The sequence below is a fragment of the Burkholderia sp. PU8-34 genome (assembly GCF_053427725.1).
On sequence record NZ_JBSAXC010000015.1, the window covers coordinates 111,944 to 131,386 of the forward strand.

Here is a 19,443-nt window from a genome sequence, read left to right on the forward strand (position 1 = left end):
GCCGGCAACCGGGTCCGCTCACGCCTGCACGGGCTTCAGTTACCCTCCCCCGCCTCCTCCAGCGCAATCGCCGCCGACACGATCGGCCGGTGCGACGCGCCTTCGTGCGACAAGTGGCTCTCGAACAGCGTGAGCGCATCGAAACGCAATGCGACCGGCTCTTGCAACGCGCCGCCATGCGCAGGTTGACCGACCGCGTAGTGCGGCAGTCTCGCGAGCGTCACGTGCGGCCTGAACGGCCGGCGATCGGTCGGCATCCCGATGTCCTGCAACGCCGCGACCAGCGCGTCGTTCAGCGCGACCAGCGCCGGTTCGGCACCGAGTTCCGCGACGATCAGGCGCGCCTTCGGCAGGCTTGGCCACCATGCGAGCCGCTCGACATGCTGCAGCGGCAACGCATGCGCGGCCGCCAGCACGGGCAGCCGCGCGGCCAGCGCATCGCACGCGCCGCGCTCGATCGCACCGAGAAATGCGAGCGTCACGTGAAGCTGCTCGGGGTGCGTGCGCCGCGCGCCGCGCGCGACCGGCAACGCGTGCAACGCGTCGCGCGATGCCGCATCGGGCATCAGCGCGACGAATGCACGGAGCCGGTCGGCGTCCATGGTCAGCGCACCGCGACGCCGGGCGCGGCCCCGGTTTCGGGCGCCGCCGCCGGACGCTGCGGCAGCGGACCGTGCTCGCCCCAGACGTCGGTCGGCAGCACGCGCGCGAGTTCGGGAATCGTGTGGCGCGTGAACACCGGATCGGCGACGCCGGCCGCGCGCTGGCGGCGATAGTCGCGCCATGCGGCGTGCGCGTACTTGCCGAGCGCGAGGATCGCGACCAGGTTGATGATCGCCATCAGGCCCATGCTCGTGTCGGCCATCGCCCACACGAGCGGAAGCTGGCCGACGCTGCCGAACATCACCATCGCGAGCACCGCGACGCGGAACAGCGGCAGCATCCCGCGCCGCTTCGTGATGAACTCGACGTTGCCTTCCGCATACGCATAGTTGCCGATCACCGATGAGAACGCGAGGAAGAAGATCGCAACCGCCATGTAGATGCCGCCCCAGTCGCCGACGTGGCTCGAGATCGCGCGTTGCGTGAGCGCCGCGCCTTCCATCCCGGTGCCGATCTCGTACTGGCCGGACAGCAGGATCACGAATGCGGTCGCGCTGCAGATCACGATCGTGTCGACGAACACGCCGAGCATCTGGATCAACCCCTGCGTGACCGGATGCCGGGTGCTGGCCGTCGCCGCCGCGTTCGGCGCGCTGCCCATGCCGGCTTCGTTCGAGAACAGCCCGCGCTTCACGCCGATCGCGACCGCCTGGCTGACCGCGTAGCCGGTCAGGCCGCCCGCCGCCTGTTCGAGGCCGAACGCGCTCTTCACGATCAGCGCGATCACGTCCGGCACCATCGCGATGTGCGTCGCGACCGCGTAGACCGCGAGCGCGAGGTAGCCGATTGCCATCAGCGGCACGATCACCTGCGCGACCGTCGCGATCCGGCGGATCCCGCCGAAGATGATCGGCGCGGTCAGCAGCACGAGGCCGAGGCCGACCGCCGCGCGGCTCCAGCCGAACGACGTGTGGAACGCGTCGGCAATCGCATTCGACTGCACCGCGTTGAACACGAAGCCGAAAGCGAGGATCAGCGACAGCGAGAACAGCACGCCGAAGCCGCGCGAGCGCAGGCCCGTCTGAATGTAGTACGCAGGGCCGCCGCGATACGTGCCGTCCGGGTGCGAGACCTTGAAGATCTGCGCGAGCGTCGCCTCGACGAACGCGGACGACATCCCGACGAGCGCCGTCATCCACATCCAGAAGATCGCGCCCGGCCCGCCGACCGTCAGCGCGACCGCGACACCGGCGATGTTGCCGGTGCCGACGCGGCTCGCGAGCCCGGTCGCGAACGCCTGGAACGACGAGATGCTGCCCGGCTCGCCCTTGCTGCCGACGAGACGCATGCTGAGGAACAGCGCCTTCAGCTGGATCATCCGGAACCGCAGCGTGAACCACGCGCCCACGCCGAGCAGCAGCGCGATCAGCACGTAGTTCCACAACACGCCGTTGACGGCGTCGATCAGCCCTTGTACGAGTGCTTCCATCCAGTGTCCTTTTAAATGAGGTCAATCATGTCGGCCGCGGAGAGCGGCCCGAGGGGCGACATGATATGACAGTTCCCAATAAATCTTACAAAACGAAAGATAAGTGGCGCGATGCGAGTCGGGCAATCAACGTTTCCAGATTAGGCGACTCGCCACGCGCAGAACCATGTCTGGAGCAACGGTCTTTGACGTTTGGAAACCTTGTTTGAACCGCCGAGCGGGGCAGGACACGTCTAGCGGAACAGCTTCGGTTGGACGTCGCCGCGCCTCGCGCCCGGTGGACAGGGGGCATCACCCGAGGCTGGCGAGCGGATGGGAACCATACAAAACCCTTGCATACCCCCCCCAAAAAAACAGACTCTATGTCTTTCGCAATACGAATCAATTAATCGCCGACGATCAACCACGCGGGGGATGAAATGCTCAAGAAAGATAAGCGGGAGTCTACAGATGTCGTGAGTGACGACAAAAAGCATCAACACCGGAACCGGCGTCGTTTTCTTATTGCGTCGACCGCACTACCGCTCGGAACCCTGTTGAAACATACAACGAGCGCAGCACAGTCCAATGTTCTGCCACCAATTTCAGTTACCACGTCTCGGCCGCCTGATTTCAACTTTGGCGATTTCAGCATCACGACAAATGAAATACCCGGCGCAAATGCCGTGGCAGGGATACCAGCACCATCTATCTGCCTCAATCAATATTGTGCATCCAACTACATGCTCCTTTTTGCGAATACGGGCAACATGGTTCGCGCAACCGAGATGTTTCTATATTATCTTCAGGCATTCGGGAAGAACGATCCCAAATTCTGGAGCAGTCAGCTTGCACTGGTTGGCGGATTTACTCCTTGGCTGGCGAACGGCGGCTACAAGCATTTGCCAGGCGCCAAGCCATACGGCTTCGATTTTTCTGCAGGTTATTATGCAAACATATCGGCGCTATTCGGCGTCTATGTCGGCCAATTAAACAGCATCCCGCCGACATCGAAATTCGAGTTCTACGGCAACCCTCTGATGTTCATTGAAGCAGTCAATCATTGGGTACATGGAAACGGCACCCAACGATCCATCAATATTGAATCCCTCAATTTGAAGATGGAAACCAGCGATTTTCACGAAATATCAAGGGCCATTGAAAATTCAGGATACGGCCCCGGTACCTACCCCATTGACAGCACCTTCAGCACGAATATATTCAATCATGGAAAAAAGGATCTATGGAGTGCGGCCACCGTGGGAAGAATATCGGGAAGAGTTCGTGGCACACTGGAACTTCTTGCTGACAATACGTACCAATTCAATGGATACTACACAATCAGCCCTGACAAATTTGATGCAGATCCTTCGAATCGTCCATTTCTGCAAGAAAAAGCAACCACGATTTTGGCAATACTAGGCTCCGCACTTGGACATACGGACTATCAGATAATCTTCACCGGCGAAAAACATATCGTATTCTCCGGTCAAAGACCTGTTCGAAATGCCGGAGCGCGCCCACCGGAAGCCGTTCATAGACCATCCTTTGGCGGCTTGATGCGTCCCGGTCGATTTTAATCAACGATGCTGCCCCGACGGTGATTTCAATAACCTGACTCAAGCTGAGTGCGATCATGCTTTCGACGTTCAGACGGTACGTCATTCGTCCGGTTCTGTGGTTCGTTGCCGCAGCGATCGGCGCGCCTGCATTGTTGTTTGTCATCGTAGCGACCGCCCGGTATGAAAGAACCGAAGGCAGTTGCCCGGACGCCTCCGTCGAGATATTGCGGAGCAAGGTACTGACATACCTGGAAAGCCGGGGCATTCAACCCAGCCTGGTCAAACCCGATGGCGTACCGATATATCACGCATGGAAACTTGGAGTCTGGGAATTTCCCCTGCTCGTCGACGGAACAAAGTACATCGTGATGATCGACTGCAATGAGCAAATTTCGGCCGACTGGCGGGTAAAGGAACCACCGCCATCCCCCGCTCTCCGGCGGACGACCGATCCGGAATTCACCGCCCTCCCACCATAGGCAGTACGTCGGCTATCGTTTGGCGGATTGACGCGGCCTGGACGCTGGTAAGCCATATCCCGCCCCGGACGCCTAAACTCTCATGTCGGCTCGTTTCAGGAAACAAATCTGGATGCGACCATGACGTCGACAATCATGCACTACACCGTGCGGTTGATGTTTTGGCTTGTCGCAACGACAGCCGGGCTCGTCTTATTGCTCCTTGTCATCATCATGATTGCCAGATACGAGAAAGACGAAGGTAGTTGTCCGAACACATCCGCCGAAGAGCTTGAAGCCAAGATTCTCGCGTTCGCCGAAGAACAGGGATTCAGTTTGACTGCCGTCGGGTTCGCCGGCACTCCCCGATACCACGCTGATACCCTTGGCTGGCGGGGATTCGATCCGAGCGCGCGCGAGGGAATCTATAGCGCAACGATTGATTGCAACGGTCGCGTCACCGGCTTTGGAAAATTCGAACGGCTCCCGCTTGACTCACCGAAGCAGTCCAGATGATTCCGCCGTTCATCTGGCGACCGACTGTTCCCATCGGTCACAAATAAAAAACCGGACGTCCTTACAGACGCCCGGCCCTTAGTTCGACGCACTGCAGCGCTTACCGCGGCAGTTCCGAATGCCCCATCAGATACGCATCGACCGAGCGCGCGCACTGCCGGCCTTCACGGATGGCCCACACGACGAGCGACTGGCCGCGGCGCATGTCGCCGGCCGCGAACACCTTGTCGACCGACGTGTAGTACGCGCGGTCGCCTTCGGTCGCCGCACGCGCGTTGCCGCGCGCATCCTTGTCGACACCGAACGCCTCGAGCACCGGTGCGGCCGGCTGCGTGAAGCCCATCGCGAGCAGCACGAGATCGGCCTTCATCTCGAACTCGGAGCCCGGCACTTCCTGCATCTTGCCGTCCTTCCACTCGACGCGCGCGGCGATCAGCTTCTCGACCTTGCCGTTCTTGCCTTCGAAGCGCTTCGTCGCGACCGCCCAGTCGCGCTCGCAGCCTTCCTCGTGCGACGACGACGTGCGCAGCTTGATCGGCCAGTACGGCCAAACGAGCGGCTTGTTTTCCTCTTCCGGCGGCTGCGCCAGCAGCTCGAACTGCGTGACGCCCTTCGCGCCATGACGGTTCGACGTGCCGACGCAGTCCGAACCCGTGTCGCCGCCGCCGATCACGACGACGTGCTTGCCCTTCGCGAGCAGCTGGTCGACGAGCTTGTCGCCGGCGTTCACGCGGTTCTGCTGCGGCAGGAAGTCCATCGCGTAGTGAATGCCGGCCAGCTCGCGGCCCGGCACCGGCAGGTCGCGCGGCGTTTCCGAGCCGCCCGCGATCACCACTGCGTCGAATTCTTCCTTCAGCGTCGCCGGCGAGATCGTTTCCTTCGCCATGTTGCCGATCGAATCCGGCAGCGCGTCCTTGCCGATGAACACGCTGGTGCGGAACGTCACGCCTTCCGCTTCCATCTGGCGCATGCGGCGGTCGATCAGCCACTTCTCGAGCTTGAAATCGGGGATCCCGTAACGCAGCAGGCCGCCGATCCGGTCGCTCTTCTCGAACACCGTCACGTCGTGCCCTGCGCGCGCGAGCTGCTGCGCGGCGGCGAGGCCCGCGGGGCCGGAGCCGACCACCGCGACCTTCTTGCCCGTCTTGTGCGCGGCCGGCTGCGGCTCGACCCAGCCCTCCGCCCATGCCTTGTCGATGATCGCGTGCTCGATCGACTTGATGCCGACCGGGTCGTCGTTGATCCCGAGCGTGCATGCGGCTTCGCACGGCGCCGGGCAGATGCGGCCCGTGAATTCCGGGAAGTTGTTGGTCGAGTGCAGGACCTCGATCGCCTGACGCCAGTCCTGGCGATACACCAGGTCGTTGAAGTCCGGGATGACGTTGTTGACCGGACAGCCGTTGTTGCAGAACGGGATGCCGCAGTCCATGCAGCGCGCGCCCTGGACCTTCGCGTCCGCGTCGGACAGCGCCGCGACGAATTCCTTGTAGTGCTTCACGCGCGTGAGCGGTGCTTCGTACGCCTCGTGGCGGCGTTCGAACTCCAGAAAACCGGTTGCCTTGCCCATAAGGTGCTCTTCTGATTACGTGTATCGGGTGGGGGAGCCGCGCGCCGCATTCATGCGCGCGCGGCCTCTGCTAAGTCGTTCGTCGCTCAGGCGGCCAGTTCTTGCGTCGCCGCCTTCTTCGCACCGATCTCGCCCAGCGCGCGCTTGTATTCGTGCGGGAACACCTTCACGAACTGGCGCCGCGCCGCGTCCCAGTTCTCCAGCAGCGATTTCGCGCGCGGCGAACCGGTGAACTGGAAATGACGCTCGACGAGCCCCTTGAGCAGCGCTTCGTCCGTCGTGCCCGCATGCCAGAGCGCGCGATCGACCGTGCGCTCCTGTTCGGCCTGCTGCAGCACCGGATCGAGCGCGACCATCGACTTGTTGCACTTCGCCGCGAACGTGCCGTCCGGGTCGTACACGTACGCGATGCCGCCCGACATGCCGGCCGCGAAGTTGCGGCCCGTCTCGCCGAGCACGACGACCGTGCCGCCCGTCATGTATTCGCAGCCGTGGTCGCCGGTGCCCTCGACGACCGCCGTCGCGCCCGAGTTGCGCACGCAGAAGCGCTCGCCCGCGACGCCGCGGAAGAACGACTCGCCTTCGATCGCACCGTACATCACCGTGTTGCCGCAGATGATGTTTTCCTCGGACTTGCCGCGGAAGTCGTTGGTCGGACGGATGATGATCCGGCCGCCCGACAGCCCCTTGCCGACGTAGTCGTTGCCGTCGCCGACGAGGTCGAGCGTCACGCCCTTCGCGAGGAACGCGCCGAAGCTCTGGCCCGCCGTGCCCTTCAGCTGGATGTGCACCGCGTCGTCCGCCAGGCCGTCGTGGCCGTGCTTCTTCGCGATCACGCCCGACAGCATCGCGCCGACCGTGCGGTTCACGTTGCGCACCGGCTGGATGAACGACACGTGCTCGCCCTTCTCGATCGCGGCCTTCGCCTTCTCGATCAGCACGTGGTCGAGCGCGCGCTCGAGGCCGTGATCCTGCACGTCGACGTGACGCGGCGCGACGTCCTCGCACTCTTCCGGCTGGTAGAACACGCGCGAGAAGTCGAGGCCCTTCGCCTTCCAGTGCTCGACGCCCTTGCGGGTGTCCAGCAGGTCGGCGCGGCCGATCAGGTCGTCGAACTTCGCGATGCCGAGCTGCGCCATGATCTCGCGCACTTCCTCGGCGACGAAGAAGAAGTAGTTGACGACGTGTTCCGGCTGGCCCGAGAACTTCGCACGCAGCACCGGGTCCTGCGTCGCGACGCCAACCGGGCACGTGTTCAGGTGGCACTTGCGCATCATGATGCAGCCCTCGACGACGAGCGGCGCCGTCGCGAAGCCGAATTCATCCGCGCCGAGCAGCGCGCCGATCACGACGTCGCGGCCGGTCTTCATCTGGCCGTCGGCCTGCACGCGGATACGGCCGCGCAGGCGGTTCAGCACCAGCGTCTGCTGCGTTTCGGCGAGACCGAGTTCCCACGGTGTGCCTGCGTGCTTCACCGACGACAGCGGCGATGCACCGGTGCCGCCGTCATGGCCGGCGATCACGACGTGATCGGCCTTCGCCTTCGCGACGCCCGCCGCGACCGTGCCGACGCCCACTTCCGACACGAGCTTCACCGAGATGCTCGAGCTCGGGTTGACGTTCTTCAGGTCGTGGATCAGCTGCGCGAGATCCTCGATCGAGTAGATGTCGTGGTGCGGCGGCGGCGAGATCAGGCCGACGCCCGGCACCGAGTAGCGCAGCTTGCCGATGTAGTCGGACACCTTGTGGCCCGGCAGCTGGCCGCCTTCGCCCGGCTTCGCGCCCTGCGCCATCTTGATCTGGATCTGGTCGGCCGACGCGAGGTATTCCGCCGTCACGCCGAAGCGGCCCGACGCGACCTGCTTGATCTTCGAGCGCAGCGAATCGCCGTCCTTCAGCGCGATGTCGCTGACGATCTCGTCGCCGATCACCGACTTCAGCGTCTCGCCCGACTTGATCGGAATGCCGCGCAGTTCGTTGCGATAGCGCTTCTCGTCCTCGCCGCCCTCGCCGGTGTTCGACTTGCCGCCGATCCGGTTCATCGCGATCGCGAGCGTCGCGTGCGCCTCGGTGCTGATCGAGCCGAGCGACATCGCGCCCGTCGCGAAGCGCTTGACGATGTCCTTCGCCGGCTCGACTTCGTCGATCGGGATCGCCTTCGACGGCGACACCTTGAATTCGAACAGGCCGCGGAACGTCATGTGGCGCTTCGTCTGATCGTTGATCAGGTGCGCGTATTCCTTGTACGTCTGGTACGAGTTGCTGCGCGTCGCGTGCTGCAGCTTCGCGATCGAATCCGGCGTCCACATGTGGTCTTCGCCGCGCACGCGGTACGCGTACTCGCCGCCCGCGTCGAGCATGTCGCGCAGGACCGGGTTGTCGCCGAACGCGTCGCGGTGCAGGCGGATCGCCTCTTCCGCGACTTCGAACAGGCCGATGCCGCCGACCTTCGACGCGGTGCCCTTGAAGTACTTCTCGACGAGGTCGGTCGACAGGCCGAGCGCTTCGAAGATCTGCGCGCCCGTGTACGACATGTACGTCGAGATGCCCATCTTCGACATGACCTTCTGCAGGCCCTTGCCGACCGCCTTCGTGAAGTTGTACACCGCCTTTTCCGGCGACAGGTCGCCCTTCAGGCCGTCGGCCATCTGCGCGAGCGTTTCCATCGCGAGGTACGGGTGCACGGCTTCCGCGCCGTAGCCCGCGAGCAGCGCGAAGTGGTGCGTCTCGCGCGCCGAGCCCGTCTCGACAACGAGGCCCGTGCTGGTGCGCAGCCCCTGCTGGACCAGGTGCGTGTGGATCGCCGACGTCGCCAGCAGCGCGGGGATCGCGACGTGCTCGGCGTCGGTCTTGCGGTCCGACACGATCAGGATGTTGTAGCCCGACTTCACCGCGTCGACGGCTTCCGCGCACAGCGACGCGAGGCGCGCCTCGATGCCGGCCTTGCCCCAAGCGACCGGGTAGCAGATGTTCAGTTCGTACGAGCTGAACTTGCCGCCCGTGTACTGGTCGATCGCGCGGATCTTCGCGATGTCCTTGAAGTCGAGCACCGGCTGCGACACTTCGAGACGCATCGGCGGGTTGATGTTGTTCGTGTCGAGCAGGTTCGGCTTCGGGCCGATGAACGACACGAGCGACATCACCATGTTCTCGCGGATCGGGTCGATCGGTGGGTTCGTGACCTGCGCGAACAGCTGCTTGAAGTAGTGATAGAGCGTCTTGTTCTTGTTCGACATCACCGCGAGCGGCGAGTCGTTGCCCATCGAGCCGACCGCTTCCTCGCCCTGCTGCGCCATCGGCGCCATCAGGAACTTCAGGTCTTCCTGCGTATAGCCGAACGCCTGCTGGCGATCGAGCAGCGCGGCGCCCTCGGCGCGGCCTGCGGCGACCTGCTCGGCCTTCGGCTCGATCTCGTCGAGCTTGATGCGCACGGCGTCGATCCAGCTCTTGTACGGCTTCGCGTTCGCGAGGTTGTCCTTGAGCTCCTTGTCGTCGATGATGCGGCCGTGTTCCATGTCGATCAGGAACATCTTGCCCGGCTGCAGGCGCCACTTCTTGACGATCTTCGACTCGGGGATCGGCAGCGTGCCGGCTTCCGACGCCATGATCACGAGGTCGTCGTCGGTCACGATGTAGCGCGCCGGGCGCAGGCCGTTACGGTCGAGCGTCGCGCCGATCTGGCGGCCATCGGTGAACGCGATCGCGGCCGGGCCGTCCCACGGCTCCATCATCGCGGCGTGGTATTCGTAGAACGCGCGGCGGTTCTCGTCCATCAGCGTGTGCTGTTCCCACGCTTCCGGGATCATCATCATCACCGCGTGCACGAGCGGGTAGCCGGCCATCACGAGCAGTTCGAGACAGTTGTCGAACGATGCGGTATCCGACTGGCCCGGGTAGATCAGCGGCCAGAGCTTCGGCAGATCGTCGCCGAGCACGTGCGACGCGATCGCGCCGGTGCGGGCGTTCAGCCAGTTGACGTTGCCCTTCACGGTGTTGATCTCGCCGTTGTGCGCGATCATCCGGTACGGGTGGGCGAGCTCCCACGCCGGGAACGTGTTGGTCGAGAAGCGCTGGTGCACGAGCGCGAGCGCCGACACGACGCGCTCGTCCTGCAGGTCGCGGTAGTACACGCCGACCTGGCCCGCGAGCAGCAGCCCCTTGTAGACGACCGTGCGCGCCGACATCGACGGCACGAAGTATTCCTTGCCGTGCTTCAGCTTCAGCGCCTGGATGCGGTGGCTCGCGGTCTTGCGGATCACGTAGAGCTTACGCTCGAGCGCGTCCGTCACCATGATGTCCTTGCCGCGGCCGATGAAGATCTGGCGGATCAGCGGCTCGCTCCCCTTCACGGTCGGCGAGATCGGCATCGAATGGTCGACCGGCACGTCGCGCCAGCCGAGCACGACCTGTCCCTCGGCCTTCACCGTACGCTCGAGTTCCTGCTCGCACGCGATCCGCGATGCGTTTTCCTTCGGCAGGAAGATCATCCCCACGCCGTACTCGCCGGCGGGCGGCAGCGTCACGCCCTGCTTCGCCATTTCCTCGCGGTAGTACGCATCCGGAATCTGGATCAGGATCCCCGCGCCGTCGCCCATCAGCGGATCGGCGCCGACCGCGCCGCGGTGGTCGAGATTCTCGAGGATCTTCAGACCCTGTTCGATGATCTCGTGGCTCTTCTTGCCCTTGATGTGAGCGACGAAGCCGACGCCGCAGGCGTCGTGTTCGTTTTGCGGGTCATACAGACCTTGCGCGGCGGGCACCGCGGTGAGCGGCTGCTGGTGGTCGTTCATGGGGACACCGTCGTAAAGGGGCCTCGAGGGCCGTTGAACCATTTTCTTGTTGCCGCCGTTTCCCGCTTCCCGACAGGAGGCGGCGCGGCCGGCTGTGGGTCAGGCATGCTTCGCCCGGGCCACCGGAATTCGGAATATACGCGACGAATCAAAGGAATAGCAACAAAAACCGCTTGATAAGGCCCCAATTAAACAGATGCATCGATCTGGTGCCATTTTATTGGGGCCGCATCGTTTTGGTGCAAAAAGAAGCGGCGCCCGCAGCGCCGCCTCCTGGTCCGCCCGCCAGCGATTACTGCTGGATCGGCGGCGTGTTCTCGCGCACCTTGCGAGGGCGCCCGCGCGGCAGCGGCGACACGCGCCGGTTGGCGGTACGCGCCGCCCATTCGCGGTAGTTGTCGCCGCCGAGCACCCAGCCCTTCAGCGTCGCCTGCTGGAGCTGGTCGGCCTGCCGCTCGTCGAGCGGCGACTCGCACAGCTCCTTGTACGCGCGCTGGCGTTCGAACGGCGTGTTGCCGAGCGCCCAGTAGAGCGGATGGTCGGTGATCAGGCTGTCGACCGTGAGCCCGACGTGATGCCGGTAGCTCGACCAGCGATACGCGTCCGGCGTCGCGACGAGCTGCGCGCGCACCGGGCTCATCTCGACCACGCGGCTCGCGAGCAGGAAATACCGCTCGCCTTCGATCACGGTCGCGCGATAGCGGCCTTCCCACAGGGTGCCGCGCCGCGAATAGCGCCGGTTGAAGTGTGCGACGTAGCGGCGTCCGACTGCCTGCATCGCCTTCGGCAGGCTGGCCTCGTCGCTCGGCGTCACGAGCAGCTGCACCTGGCGCGGCAGCAGCACGTACGCGTGCACCGCCAGGTGATGATCGCGCGCCGCGGCCTTCAGACAATCGATGAAGAGTTCGTAATCCTGGTCGTCGACGAACGCAGGTTGCTGATCCAGGCCGCGCAGTATCACGTGCTGCGGCTGGTCGGGAACGTAGAGTCGTGCTAACCGTGCCATGCTGAATGTCCGTTTGATCGCGTTAGGAAATACCCGAAGGTCCGAAAGTGCGCACCTGCGTAGAATCCCTGTCCGGGCGGCGCGCGGAAGCGTACGGTCGTACTAATCCTAGGGTGAAAACTCTAACTTACGAGCTTGTTTGGTTTTAAACGCAGTCGTCATAATGAGCACGCCTTAGATCGGAGGAGACACAATGAAACGAAAACTGGCCATTACGGGGGCCGCTGCGCTCGCGTTCACGTTTGCGAGCGGTGCGGCACACGCGCAATCGGCAGGGAGCATTTACGTCAGCACCGGGTGGTTCCACTTCGCTCCGCAGGACAGCAGCGACCCGCTGTTCCTATACGGAGTCGGCGGCACGCCCATCAACCAGTCCGTTCCCAATACCGGCGCCGGCATCAGCGACTCCGATACGATCGGCCTCGCAGCCGGCTACTTCATCACCGACCACATCTCCACCGAGTTTGTCGTCGGGATCCCGCCGAAGTTCGACATCAACGGCAAGGGTCGGTTCGAAAGCTTCGGCAAGCTCGGCACCGCATACCAGTGGAGCCCGGCGCTGTTGCTTCGCTACCACTTCAACGAAGCCAACGCCAAATTCCGGCCGTATGTCGGCGTCGGCGCGACCTACGTCTGGTTCACTGGCGCGAAGCTCACGAACGGTACGTTCGAGAACGGCGTGCTCGGCGGCCCGACCAGCGCGACGACCAGCAACCAGTGGGCGCCCGTCTTCAACGCTGGCTTCACGTACAACTTCACCGACCACTGGTTCGCCGGCCTGTCGATTTCGTACGTCCCGGTCAGCGTCACCGCGACGTTCACGACGGCTCGCCGGACCCAGGTCGGCACGCTGACCGAAACGTCGAAGGCCAAGATCAACCTCAACCCGATCGTCACGTACCTGAACGTCGGCTACCGCTTCTAAGCGTAGTCGAATATTTGGGGAATGGTTAATCCCGCTGCAATTTGTAGCGGAATTTTCCTTGCGTAACGCGCCACGATGTAAAACGCCCCGGACGGAAGCCCGCCGGGGCGTCGATTTTTTCGTGTCAGGCTCGTTCGCTAGACGATTGCATCCAGCGCGTGCGGGCCGATCAGGTCGATCCGGTCCGTGCAGATCGCGTCGACACCCCACCGCACGAGCTGCTGCGCCCGCGCGAGGTCGTTGACGGTGTAGACGAGGATCCGCAGGCCGGCTGCCTTGATCGCATGCACCAGCGGCTCGTCGAGCGATCGATGGTCCGCGTGCAGCGACACGCAGCCGAGCGCGTCGACCACCTGCGCGTGCCAGTCGCCCGGCACGGTCTCGTACAGCATCCCGCGCGGCAGTTCGGGCGCGGCCTCGCGCGCGTGCTGCAGCGCATCGAACGAAAACGACGACAGCAGCGGCGGCACCGCGGCGCCGCGCCAGTGAGCGGCCGCATCCATCGCCACGCGCCGCCCCGTCTCGCGCTCGCGTCCGGGGCACGGCTTGATCTCGACGTTCGCCGCAAGCCCGAGCGCAATGCAGCGCGCCGCCGCCGCGTCGAACGTCGGCATCCGCTCGCCCGCGAAGCGCGCATCGAACCAGCTGCCCGCGTCGAGCGCCGCGAGCTCCGCATAGCGCATTCGCGCCGCCGGCCCGTGGCCATTCGACGTGCGGTCGACCGTGTCGTCGTGCAGCAGGAACGTCACATCGTCCGAAGACAGCTTCGCGTCGAACTCGACCATCCGGTGGCCGCGCCGTGCGCCTTCATCGAGCGCAGCGAGGGTATTCTCCGGCGCAAGCGTGCCGCCGCCGCGATGGGCGACGACGCGCGGATACGGCCAGGCAGCGAGGGAAGTCATCGGGACACCTGTCGATTGGGTTAGGGCCTGTTCCCGCGAATAACGGGCTTGCGAACGTGCCTAGCCGGCGCGCTTGCCGGTTTCGGGATCGAAGAAATGCAGCCGGTGCGCGGGCAGCGCAACGTCGAGCGCCGTGCCGCGCGCCGGACGGTCCGCGTGCGGCAGGCGCACCGCGACGTCGTGCGCGCCCCAGCGGCCGTGCGCGAGGTTGTCCGCGCCGAGCAGCTCGCACGAATCGACCGGCAGCGTGACGTGCGGCACGCCCGGCTGCGGCGTCAGGTGCTCCGGACGCACGCCGAGCACCCAGTCGCGCCCCGGCGCGATCTCCGTGCCGATTCCGGGCACGCCGGCGACCGGCAGCGCAGGGCCGCCGCCGGCGACCGTGAACGTCGTACCATCGTCCGACAGCCGCCCTTGCAGCAGGTTCATCGCCGGCGAACCGATGAAGCCCGCAACGAACACGGTCGCCGGCTTCTCGTACACGTCGACCGGCGCGCCGATCTGCTCCGCATAGCCGCGGTTCATCACGATCACGCGCTGCGCGAGCGTCATCGCCTCGATCTGGTCGTGCGTCACGTAGACGCTCGTCGTCGCGAGCCGCGCATGCAGCCGCTGGATCTCGAGCCGCATCTGCACGCGCAGCTTCGCGTCGAGGTTCGACAGCGGCTCGTCGAACAGGAAGACCGACGGCTCGCGCACGATCGCGCGCCCCATCGCGACCCGCTGCCGCTGCCCGCCCGACAGCTCGCGCGGGCGCCGTGCGAGGAGCGGCTCGAGCTCGAGGATCTTCGCGGCGGCGGCGACGCGCGCGTCGATCGTCGCGCGCTCGATGCCGCGGATCTTCAGCCCGTAGCCCATGTTCTGCGCGACCGTCATGTGCGGGTACAGCGCATAGTTCTGGAACACCATCGCGATGTCGCGATCCTTCGGCTCGAGCGTGTTGACCACCCGCTCGCCGATCGCGATCTCGCCGTCCGTCACGCTCTCGAGCCCCGCGATCATCCGCAGCAGCGTCGACTTGCCGCAGCCGGACGGCCCGACCAGCACGATGAATTCGCCGTCGGCGATCTCGACGTCGATCCCGTGCAATACGTTCTGCTTGCCGTCATAGGATTTCCTGACGGCCTTCAAGCTCAGCGCAGCCATTCGTCGTAACTCTCCGGTTTGCTGTCCGTCATTTCTCTGAATCGACGAGGCCGCGCACGAACCAGCGCTGCATCGCCAGCACGACGACGAGCGGCGGAATCATCGCCAGCAGCGTCGCCGCCATTACGTAATGCCATTCGGTTGCCGTGTCGCCGCTCGCGATCATCGTCTTGATGCCGACGACGGCCGTCGACAGCGACGCCTCCGTCGTGATCAGGATCGGCCACAGATACTGGTTCCAGCCGTAGATGAACGTGATCACGAACAGCGCGGCGATGCTCGTCTTCGACAGCGGCAGGACCACGTCCCAGAAGAAGCGCAGCGGCCCCGCGCCGTCGATGCGCGCCGCATCCATCAGCTCGTCGGGCAGCGTCATGAAGAATTGCCTGAACAGGAACGTCGCGGTGGCCGACGCGATCAGCGGCAGCGTGAGCCCCGCGTACGCGTTCGTCATATGCAGCGTCGACACGACCTGCACGGTCGGGAAGATCCGCACCTCGACCGGCAGCATCAGCGTGACGAAGATCAGCCAGAACGCCGTGTTGCGAAACGGAAAGCGGAAATAGACGATCGCGTACGCGGACAGGATCGACGCCGCGATCTTGCCGACCGCGATGCCGAGCGCCATCGCGAAACTGTTGACGAGCAGGCGGCCGAACGGCGCGGCCGTCGCGCCGCTGCCGTGCCGCCAGATGTACGCGACGTTCTCGAAGAGGTGCGTGCTCGGCACCAGCGACAGCGGCACCGTGAACACTTCCGCCGAACTCATCGTCGCCGCGCAGAACGCGACGTAGACGGGAAACACGATCAGCACGACGCCCGCGATCAGCACCGCGTGGCAGAACAGGTCGAAGCCCTTGCGATTCTCGATCATGCGTATTGCACCCTGCGTTCGACGAAGCGGAACTGGATCACCGTGAGCCCGACGACGATCGCCATCAGCACCACGGACTGCGCGCCCGAGCTGCCGATGTCGAGCCCCTGGAAGCCTTCCGCGAAAATCTTGTAGATCAGCGTCTTGGTGCTCTGCGCGGGCCCGCCGGCCGTCGCTGCGTCGATCACCGGGAACGTGTCGAAGAACGCGTACACGAGGTTCACGACCAGCAGGAAGAAGCTCGTCGGCGACAGCAGCGGCAGCACGACGTGAAAGAAGCGCCGCACGGGGCCCGCGCCGTCGATCGCAGCCGCCTCGATCAGCGAGCGCGGGATCGCCTGCAGCCCCGCGTAGAAGAACAGGAAGTTGTAGCTCACCTGCTTCCACACCGACGCGAGCACGACGAGGAACATCGCCTGCCCGCCGTTCAGCGCGTGGTTCCAGACGATTCCGTACTTCGCGAGCGCATAGGTGATGAGGCCGATGCTCGGGTTGAACAGGAACGCCCACAGCACCGCGGCGATCGTCGGCGCGACCGCGTACGGCCAGATCAGCAGCGTGCGATACGCGCGCGCGCCGCGCACCACGCGGTCCGCGCACGCGGCAAGCAACAGCGACACGACGAGCCCGCTCACCGTCACGAGTGCGCTGAACACGAGCGTCGTGCGAAACGAGTCGAGATACAGCGGATCGGCAAACAGATGCGCGAAGTTCGCGAAGCCGACGAACTCGCTCGACGTGCCGAACGCATCCTGCATTTGCGTCGATTGCCACAGCGCGACGCCGGCAGGCCACAGGAAGAACACGCCGGTGATCGCGAGCTGCGGCGCGATCAGCAGGTACGGCAACAGGCTCGTGCCGAAACGGGAACGGGATTGCATCGCGGGAATCCGGTCAGGCGAAACGGGAAGGCCGCGCCGCCGGCCGGCGCGCGCGCTTGGCGCGTGCGGACGGCGGTTCGGCGCGGGTCGTGCTCAGCTGCCGGTCTTCTCGAAGCGCCGCAGCAGCTCGTCGCCGCGGGTGACCGCGGAATCGAGCCCTTCCTTCGGCGTCTTCTTCTGCGCCCAGACCTGCTCGAGCTCCTCGTCGACGACCGTGCGGATCTGCGGCATGTTGCCGAGCCGCAGGCCCTTCGTGTATGGCAGCGGCGGCTTGTTCATCATCTGCTTGATCGCGGTTTCCGCGCTCGGGTTCTTCGCGTAGAAGCCCTGCTGGCGGGTCAGGTCGTACGCGGCGGTCGTGACCGGGAGATAGCCCGTGTCCTGGTGCCACTTCGCGGCGACGGCCGGCGAGCTCAGGTACGCAAGGAATTTCGCGACGCCCTTGTAGGTCGCCGGATCCTTGCCGGAAAGCACCCACAGGCTCGCGCCGCCGATGATCGCGTTCTGCGGCGCGCCCTTCACGTTCGCGTCGTACGGCATCACGCCCGTGCCGAAATCGAATTTCGCGTACTTGTGGACGTTGGCCAGCGCCCCCGAAGACGTCGTGATGATCCCGCAATCGCCGCTATTGAACTTCGCCGACGCTTCGTCCTTGCGGCCCGCATACGTGAACGTGCCGTCCTTCGCCATCTGCTGCAGGAACTGGATGTGCGCGACCTGCTGCGGCTTGTTGAACTCGAGCACCGCGTCCGGGCCGTCGAAGCCGTTGTTGCGGCTCGCGAACGGCAGCGCATTCCACGCGCTGTAGTTCTCGAGCTGGACCCAGCCCTGCCAGCCGGTCGTGAAGCCGCATGCCATGCCCGACTTGCGCAGCTTTTCCGCATCGGTCTTCACTTCGTCCCACGTCTTCGGCGGCTGGTTCGGATCGAGCCCGGCCTTCTTGAACGCGTCCTTGTTGTAGTACAGCACCGGCGTCGAGCTGTTGAACGGCATCGACACCAGATGGCCCGTCTTCGCGTCGCTGTAGTAGCTCGCGACGGTCGGCACGAACGCCTTCTCGTCGAGCGGCACGCCGGCCTGCTTGAACACGTCGTAGACCGGCACCACCGCCTTCTTCGCCTGCATCATCGTCGCGGTGCCGACTTCGTACACCTGCAGGATCGCCGGCGCGTTGCCGCTGCGGTACGCGGCGATGCCCGCCGCGAGCGCCTGGTCATACGTGCCCTTGAAGACCGGCACGATCTTGTAGTCGCTTTGCGACGCGTTGAACTGCGCCGCGATCTCGTTGACCCGATCGCCGAGCGCGGCTTCCATCGCATGCCAGAACTGGATCTCCGTCACCGCGAACGCCGCGTGCTGCACACCGAACATCAGCGCGCCGCCGAGCGCGATCGAACGAACCAGGGTCCCCGCAGGCTTCTTCTTCATCGACCTCTCCTATGAAAACGTTACCAACAGCAGGTAGAGCTTCCCCATCGCCATTGAACCGGCGAAGTCTAGTGGTCGTTTGTGACAGTCAGTTGTCGCTGATGACGAACAAGCGCTGGTATTCCTTCAGCGCGAAGCGATCGGTCATGCCGGCAATGTAATGGGCGACGAGGCGCGGCTGCTTGTCCGCTTCGTCGGACTGGTAGGGCGGCGGCAGCAGGCGCGGATCGTCGAGGAACGCGTCGAACAGCCCCGTGACGACACGCTGCGCCTTGTTCGCCATCCGCATCACCTTGTAATGGCGGTACAGGTTCTTGAACAGGAAACGCTTGAGGGCCGCCGCTTCCGCTGCGACGGCTTCGCTGTGCGACACGAGCGGCGGCGCCGCGCGCACGTCGTCGAGCGACGCCGGCGCGACACGCGCGAGGTTGCGCCGCGTCTCGTCGATCAGGTCGACGATCAGCGTGTTGATGATGCGGCGCACCGTCTCGTGCACGAGACGACGGCCTTCGAGTTGCGGGAATTCGGCGAGCGCTTGCTCGCAATGGCGCTGCCACAGCCCGATCTCGGCGAGCTGCCCGATCGTGATCAGCCCCGAGCGCAGGCCGTCGTCGACGTCGTGGTTGTTGTACGCGATTTCGTCGGCGATGTTCGCGAGCTGCGCCTCGAGCGACGGCTGGCGCCCCAGCAGGAAGCGCTCGCCGAGCGCGCCGAGCTTGCGCGCGTTGTCGCGCGAACAATGCTTGAGGATGCCTTCGCGCGTCTCGAAGCAGAGATTCAGGCCGTTGAACGCGCCGTAGTGCTCTTCGAGTTCGTCGACGACGGCAAGGCTCTGCAGGTTGTGCTCGAAGCCGCCGTGCTCGCGCATGCATGCGTTGAGCGCGTCCTGCCCCGCGTGGCCGAACGGCGTGTGCCCGAGGTCGTGCGCGAGCGAGATCGCCTCGACGAGATCCTCGTTCAGCCGCAGGTTGCGCGCGACCGAGCGCGCGATCTGCGCGACTTCGAGGCTGTGCGTGAGGCGGGTACGAAACAGATCGCCTTCGTGATTGACGAAGACCTGGGTCTTGTATTCGAGCCGGCGGAACGCGGTCGAGTGGACGATGCGGTCGCGGTCGCGCTGGAATTCGGTGCGGGCCGCGGGCGGCGGCTCCGGATGGCGCCGGCCGCGCGACTGCGACCCGTGCGCGGCATACGGGGCGAGATGGGCTTCCAGCGCCGCCAGCGTCGGCGGCTCGGCCACCGGCGCGGCCGCGCTGCGGGGCTGGCGTGGCAACTTGCTGCTGGATGTCTCGCTCACCGTCTCCTCCACGTCAAGGG

Annotated in this window: 15 protein-coding genes; 4 read left to right on the forward strand and 11 right to left on the reverse strand. The window is 64.8% G+C overall.

The features are described from left to right. Window positions 1–35 precede the first annotated feature (35 nt). A complete protein-coding gene (thpR, locus tag ACV22Z_RS28080; RefSeq protein ID WP_448079531.1) occupies window positions 36–602 on the reverse strand; it encodes an RNA 2',3'-cyclic phosphodiesterase in 567 nt (188 codons plus the stop codon). 2 nt (window positions 603–604) lie between these two features. Next, window positions 605–2,092 carry an alanine/glycine:cation symporter family protein gene (locus ACV22Z_RS28085; RefSeq protein ID WP_448079532.1) on the reverse strand — a complete coding sequence of 496 codons (1,488 nt, stop codon included), beginning with the start codon at window positions 2,090–2,092 and terminating at the stop codon, window positions 605–607. 419 nt (window positions 2,093–2,511) lie between these two features. Here ACV22Z_RS28085 and ACV22Z_RS28090 point away from each other — a divergent pair, with 419 nt between their 5' ends. The 3 genes from ACV22Z_RS28090 (at window position 2,512) to ACV22Z_RS28100 (ending at window position 4,607) form a co-directional block, all read left to right on the forward strand. Continuing rightward, window positions 2,512–3,651 carry a lipid II-degrading bacteriocin gene (locus ACV22Z_RS28090; RefSeq protein ID WP_448079533.1) on the forward strand — a complete coding sequence of 380 codons (1,140 nt, stop codon included), beginning with the start codon at window positions 2,512–2,514 and terminating at the stop codon, window positions 3,649–3,651. Between the two features lie 56 nt (window positions 3,652–3,707). Continuing rightward, window positions 3,708–4,112 (forward strand): hypothetical protein, encoded by a 405-nt coding sequence (locus ACV22Z_RS28095; protein WP_448079534.1) that lies wholly within the window; start codon window positions 3,708–3,710, stop codon window positions 4,110–4,112. A gap of 120 nt (window positions 4,113–4,232) precedes the next feature. Further along, window positions 4,233–4,607 (forward strand): hypothetical protein, encoded by a 375-nt coding sequence (locus ACV22Z_RS28100; protein ID WP_448079535.1) that lies wholly within the window; start codon window positions 4,233–4,235, stop codon window positions 4,605–4,607. A gap of 100 nt (window positions 4,608–4,707) precedes the next feature. On the opposite strand, the gene ACV22Z_RS28105 is transcribed toward ACV22Z_RS28100, so the two are convergent. The 3 genes from ACV22Z_RS28105 to ACV22Z_RS28115 form a co-directional block, all read right to left on the reverse strand. Next, window positions 4,708–6,174 (reverse strand): glutamate synthase subunit beta, encoded by a 1,467-nt coding sequence (locus tag ACV22Z_RS28105; RefSeq protein WP_448079536.1) that lies wholly within the window; start codon window positions 6,172–6,174, stop codon window positions 4,708–4,710. An 86-nt stretch (window positions 6,175–6,260) separates the two neighbouring features. Further along, on the reverse strand, window positions 6,261–10,964 hold the full coding sequence (locus tag ACV22Z_RS28110; RefSeq protein WP_448079537.1) for a glutamate synthase-related protein: 4,704 nt from the start codon (window positions 10,962–10,964) through the stop codon (window positions 6,261–6,263). A 292-nt stretch (window positions 10,965–11,256) separates the two neighbouring features. Beyond that, a complete protein-coding gene (locus ACV22Z_RS28115; RefSeq protein ID WP_448079538.1) occupies window positions 11,257–11,970 on the reverse strand; it encodes a transposase in 714 nt (237 codons plus the stop codon). 193 nt (window positions 11,971–12,163) lie between these two features. Here ACV22Z_RS28115 and ACV22Z_RS28120 point away from each other — a divergent pair, with 193 nt between their 5' ends. Next, window positions 12,164–12,895, forward strand: coding sequence for an OmpW/AlkL family protein (locus tag ACV22Z_RS28120; RefSeq protein ID WP_448079539.1), 732 nt, complete (start codon window positions 12,164–12,166; stop codon window positions 12,893–12,895). 137 nt (window positions 12,896–13,032) lie between these two features. Here the strand turns inward: ACV22Z_RS28120 and ugpQ are convergent, their stop codons facing one another. From ugpQ to ACV22Z_RS28150, 6 genes are all read right to left on the reverse strand, one after another. Then, window positions 13,033–13,797 (reverse strand): glycerophosphodiester phosphodiesterase, encoded by a 765-nt coding sequence (gene ugpQ / locus ACV22Z_RS28125; protein WP_448079540.1) that lies wholly within the window; start codon window positions 13,795–13,797, stop codon window positions 13,033–13,035. Window positions 13,798–13,857: 60 nt separating this feature from the next. Next, the gene (locus ACV22Z_RS28130) at window positions 13,858–14,943 is read right to left on the reverse strand and encodes a sn-glycerol-3-phosphate import ATP-binding protein UgpC (RefSeq protein WP_448079541.1); all 1,086 of its coding nucleotides are present in this window, start codon (window positions 14,941–14,943) and stop codon (window positions 13,858–13,860) included. A 28-nt stretch (window positions 14,944–14,971) separates the two neighbouring features. Beyond that, window positions 14,972–15,817 carry a sn-glycerol-3-phosphate ABC transporter permease UgpE gene (ugpE, locus tag ACV22Z_RS28135; protein WP_448079542.1) on the reverse strand — a complete coding sequence of 282 codons (846 nt, stop codon included), beginning with the start codon at window positions 15,815–15,817 and terminating at the stop codon, window positions 14,972–14,974. Then, on the reverse strand, window positions 15,814–16,698 hold the full coding sequence (ugpA, locus tag ACV22Z_RS28140) for a sn-glycerol-3-phosphate ABC transporter permease UgpA (protein ID WP_448079543.1): 885 nt from the start codon (window positions 16,696–16,698) through the stop codon (window positions 15,814–15,816). The genes ugpE and ugpA overlap by 4 nt, the downstream gene beginning before the upstream one ends. 93 nt (window positions 16,699–16,791) lie before the next feature. Then, window positions 16,792–18,126, reverse strand: coding sequence for a sn-glycerol-3-phosphate ABC transporter substrate-binding protein UgpB (gene ugpB / locus ACV22Z_RS28145; protein WP_448079544.1), 1,335 nt, complete (start codon window positions 18,124–18,126; stop codon window positions 16,792–16,794). A gap of 88 nt (window positions 18,127–18,214) precedes the next feature. Beyond that, window positions 18,215–19,423, reverse strand: a complete 1,209-nt coding sequence (locus tag ACV22Z_RS28150) for a deoxyguanosinetriphosphate triphosphohydrolase (protein ID WP_448079545.1) — start codon at window positions 19,421–19,423, stop codon at window positions 18,215–18,217. Window positions 19,424–19,443: the final 20 nt, after the last annotated feature.

Excerpts from the sequence above, each read along its gene's own strand:
- thpR (WP_448079531.1), bottom strand. The coding sequence starts at position 602 with ATGGACGCCGACCGGCTCCGTGCATTCGTCGCGCTGATGCCCGATGCG.
- ACV22Z_RS28085 (WP_448079532.1), bottom strand. The coding sequence starts at position 2,092 with ATGGAAGCACTCGTACAAGGGCTGATCGACGCCGTCAACGGCGTGTTG.
- ACV22Z_RS28090 (WP_448079533.1), top strand. The coding sequence starts at position 2,512 with ATGCTCAAGAAAGATAAGCGGGAGTCTACAGATGTCGTGAGTGACGAC.
- ACV22Z_RS28095 (WP_448079534.1), top strand. The coding sequence starts at position 3,708 with ATGCTTTCGACGTTCAGACGGTACGTCATTCGTCCGGTTCTGTGGTTC.
- ACV22Z_RS28100 (WP_448079535.1), top strand. The coding sequence starts at position 4,233 with ATGACGTCGACAATCATGCACTACACCGTGCGGTTGATGTTTTGGCTT.
- ACV22Z_RS28105 (WP_448079536.1), bottom strand. The coding sequence starts at position 6,174 with ATGGGCAAGGCAACCGGTTTTCTGGAGTTCGAACGCCGCCACGAGGCG.
- ACV22Z_RS28110 (WP_448079537.1), bottom strand. The coding sequence starts at position 10,964 with ATGAACGACCACCAGCAGCCGCTCACCGCGGTGCCCGCCGCGCAAGGT.
- ACV22Z_RS28115 (WP_448079538.1), bottom strand. The coding sequence starts at position 11,970 with ATGGCACGGTTAGCACGACTCTACGTTCCCGACCAGCCGCAGCACGTG.
- ACV22Z_RS28120 (WP_448079539.1), top strand. The coding sequence starts at position 12,164 with ATGAAACGAAAACTGGCCATTACGGGGGCCGCTGCGCTCGCGTTCACG.
- ugpQ (WP_448079540.1), bottom strand. The coding sequence starts at position 13,797 with ATGACTTCCCTCGCTGCCTGGCCGTATCCGCGCGTCGTCGCCCATCGC.
- ACV22Z_RS28130 (WP_448079541.1), bottom strand. The coding sequence starts at position 14,943 with ATGGCTGCGCTGAGCTTGAAGGCCGTCAGGAAATCCTATGACGGCAAG.
- ugpE (WP_448079542.1), bottom strand. The coding sequence starts at position 15,817 with ATGATCGAGAATCGCAAGGGCTTCGACCTGTTCTGCCACGCGGTGCTG.
- ugpA (WP_448079543.1), bottom strand. The coding sequence starts at position 16,698 with ATGCAATCCCGTTCCCGTTTCGGCACGAGCCTGTTGCCGTACCTGCTG.
- ugpB (WP_448079544.1), bottom strand. The coding sequence starts at position 18,126 with ATGAAGAAGAAGCCTGCGGGGACCCTGGTTCGTTCGATCGCGCTCGGC.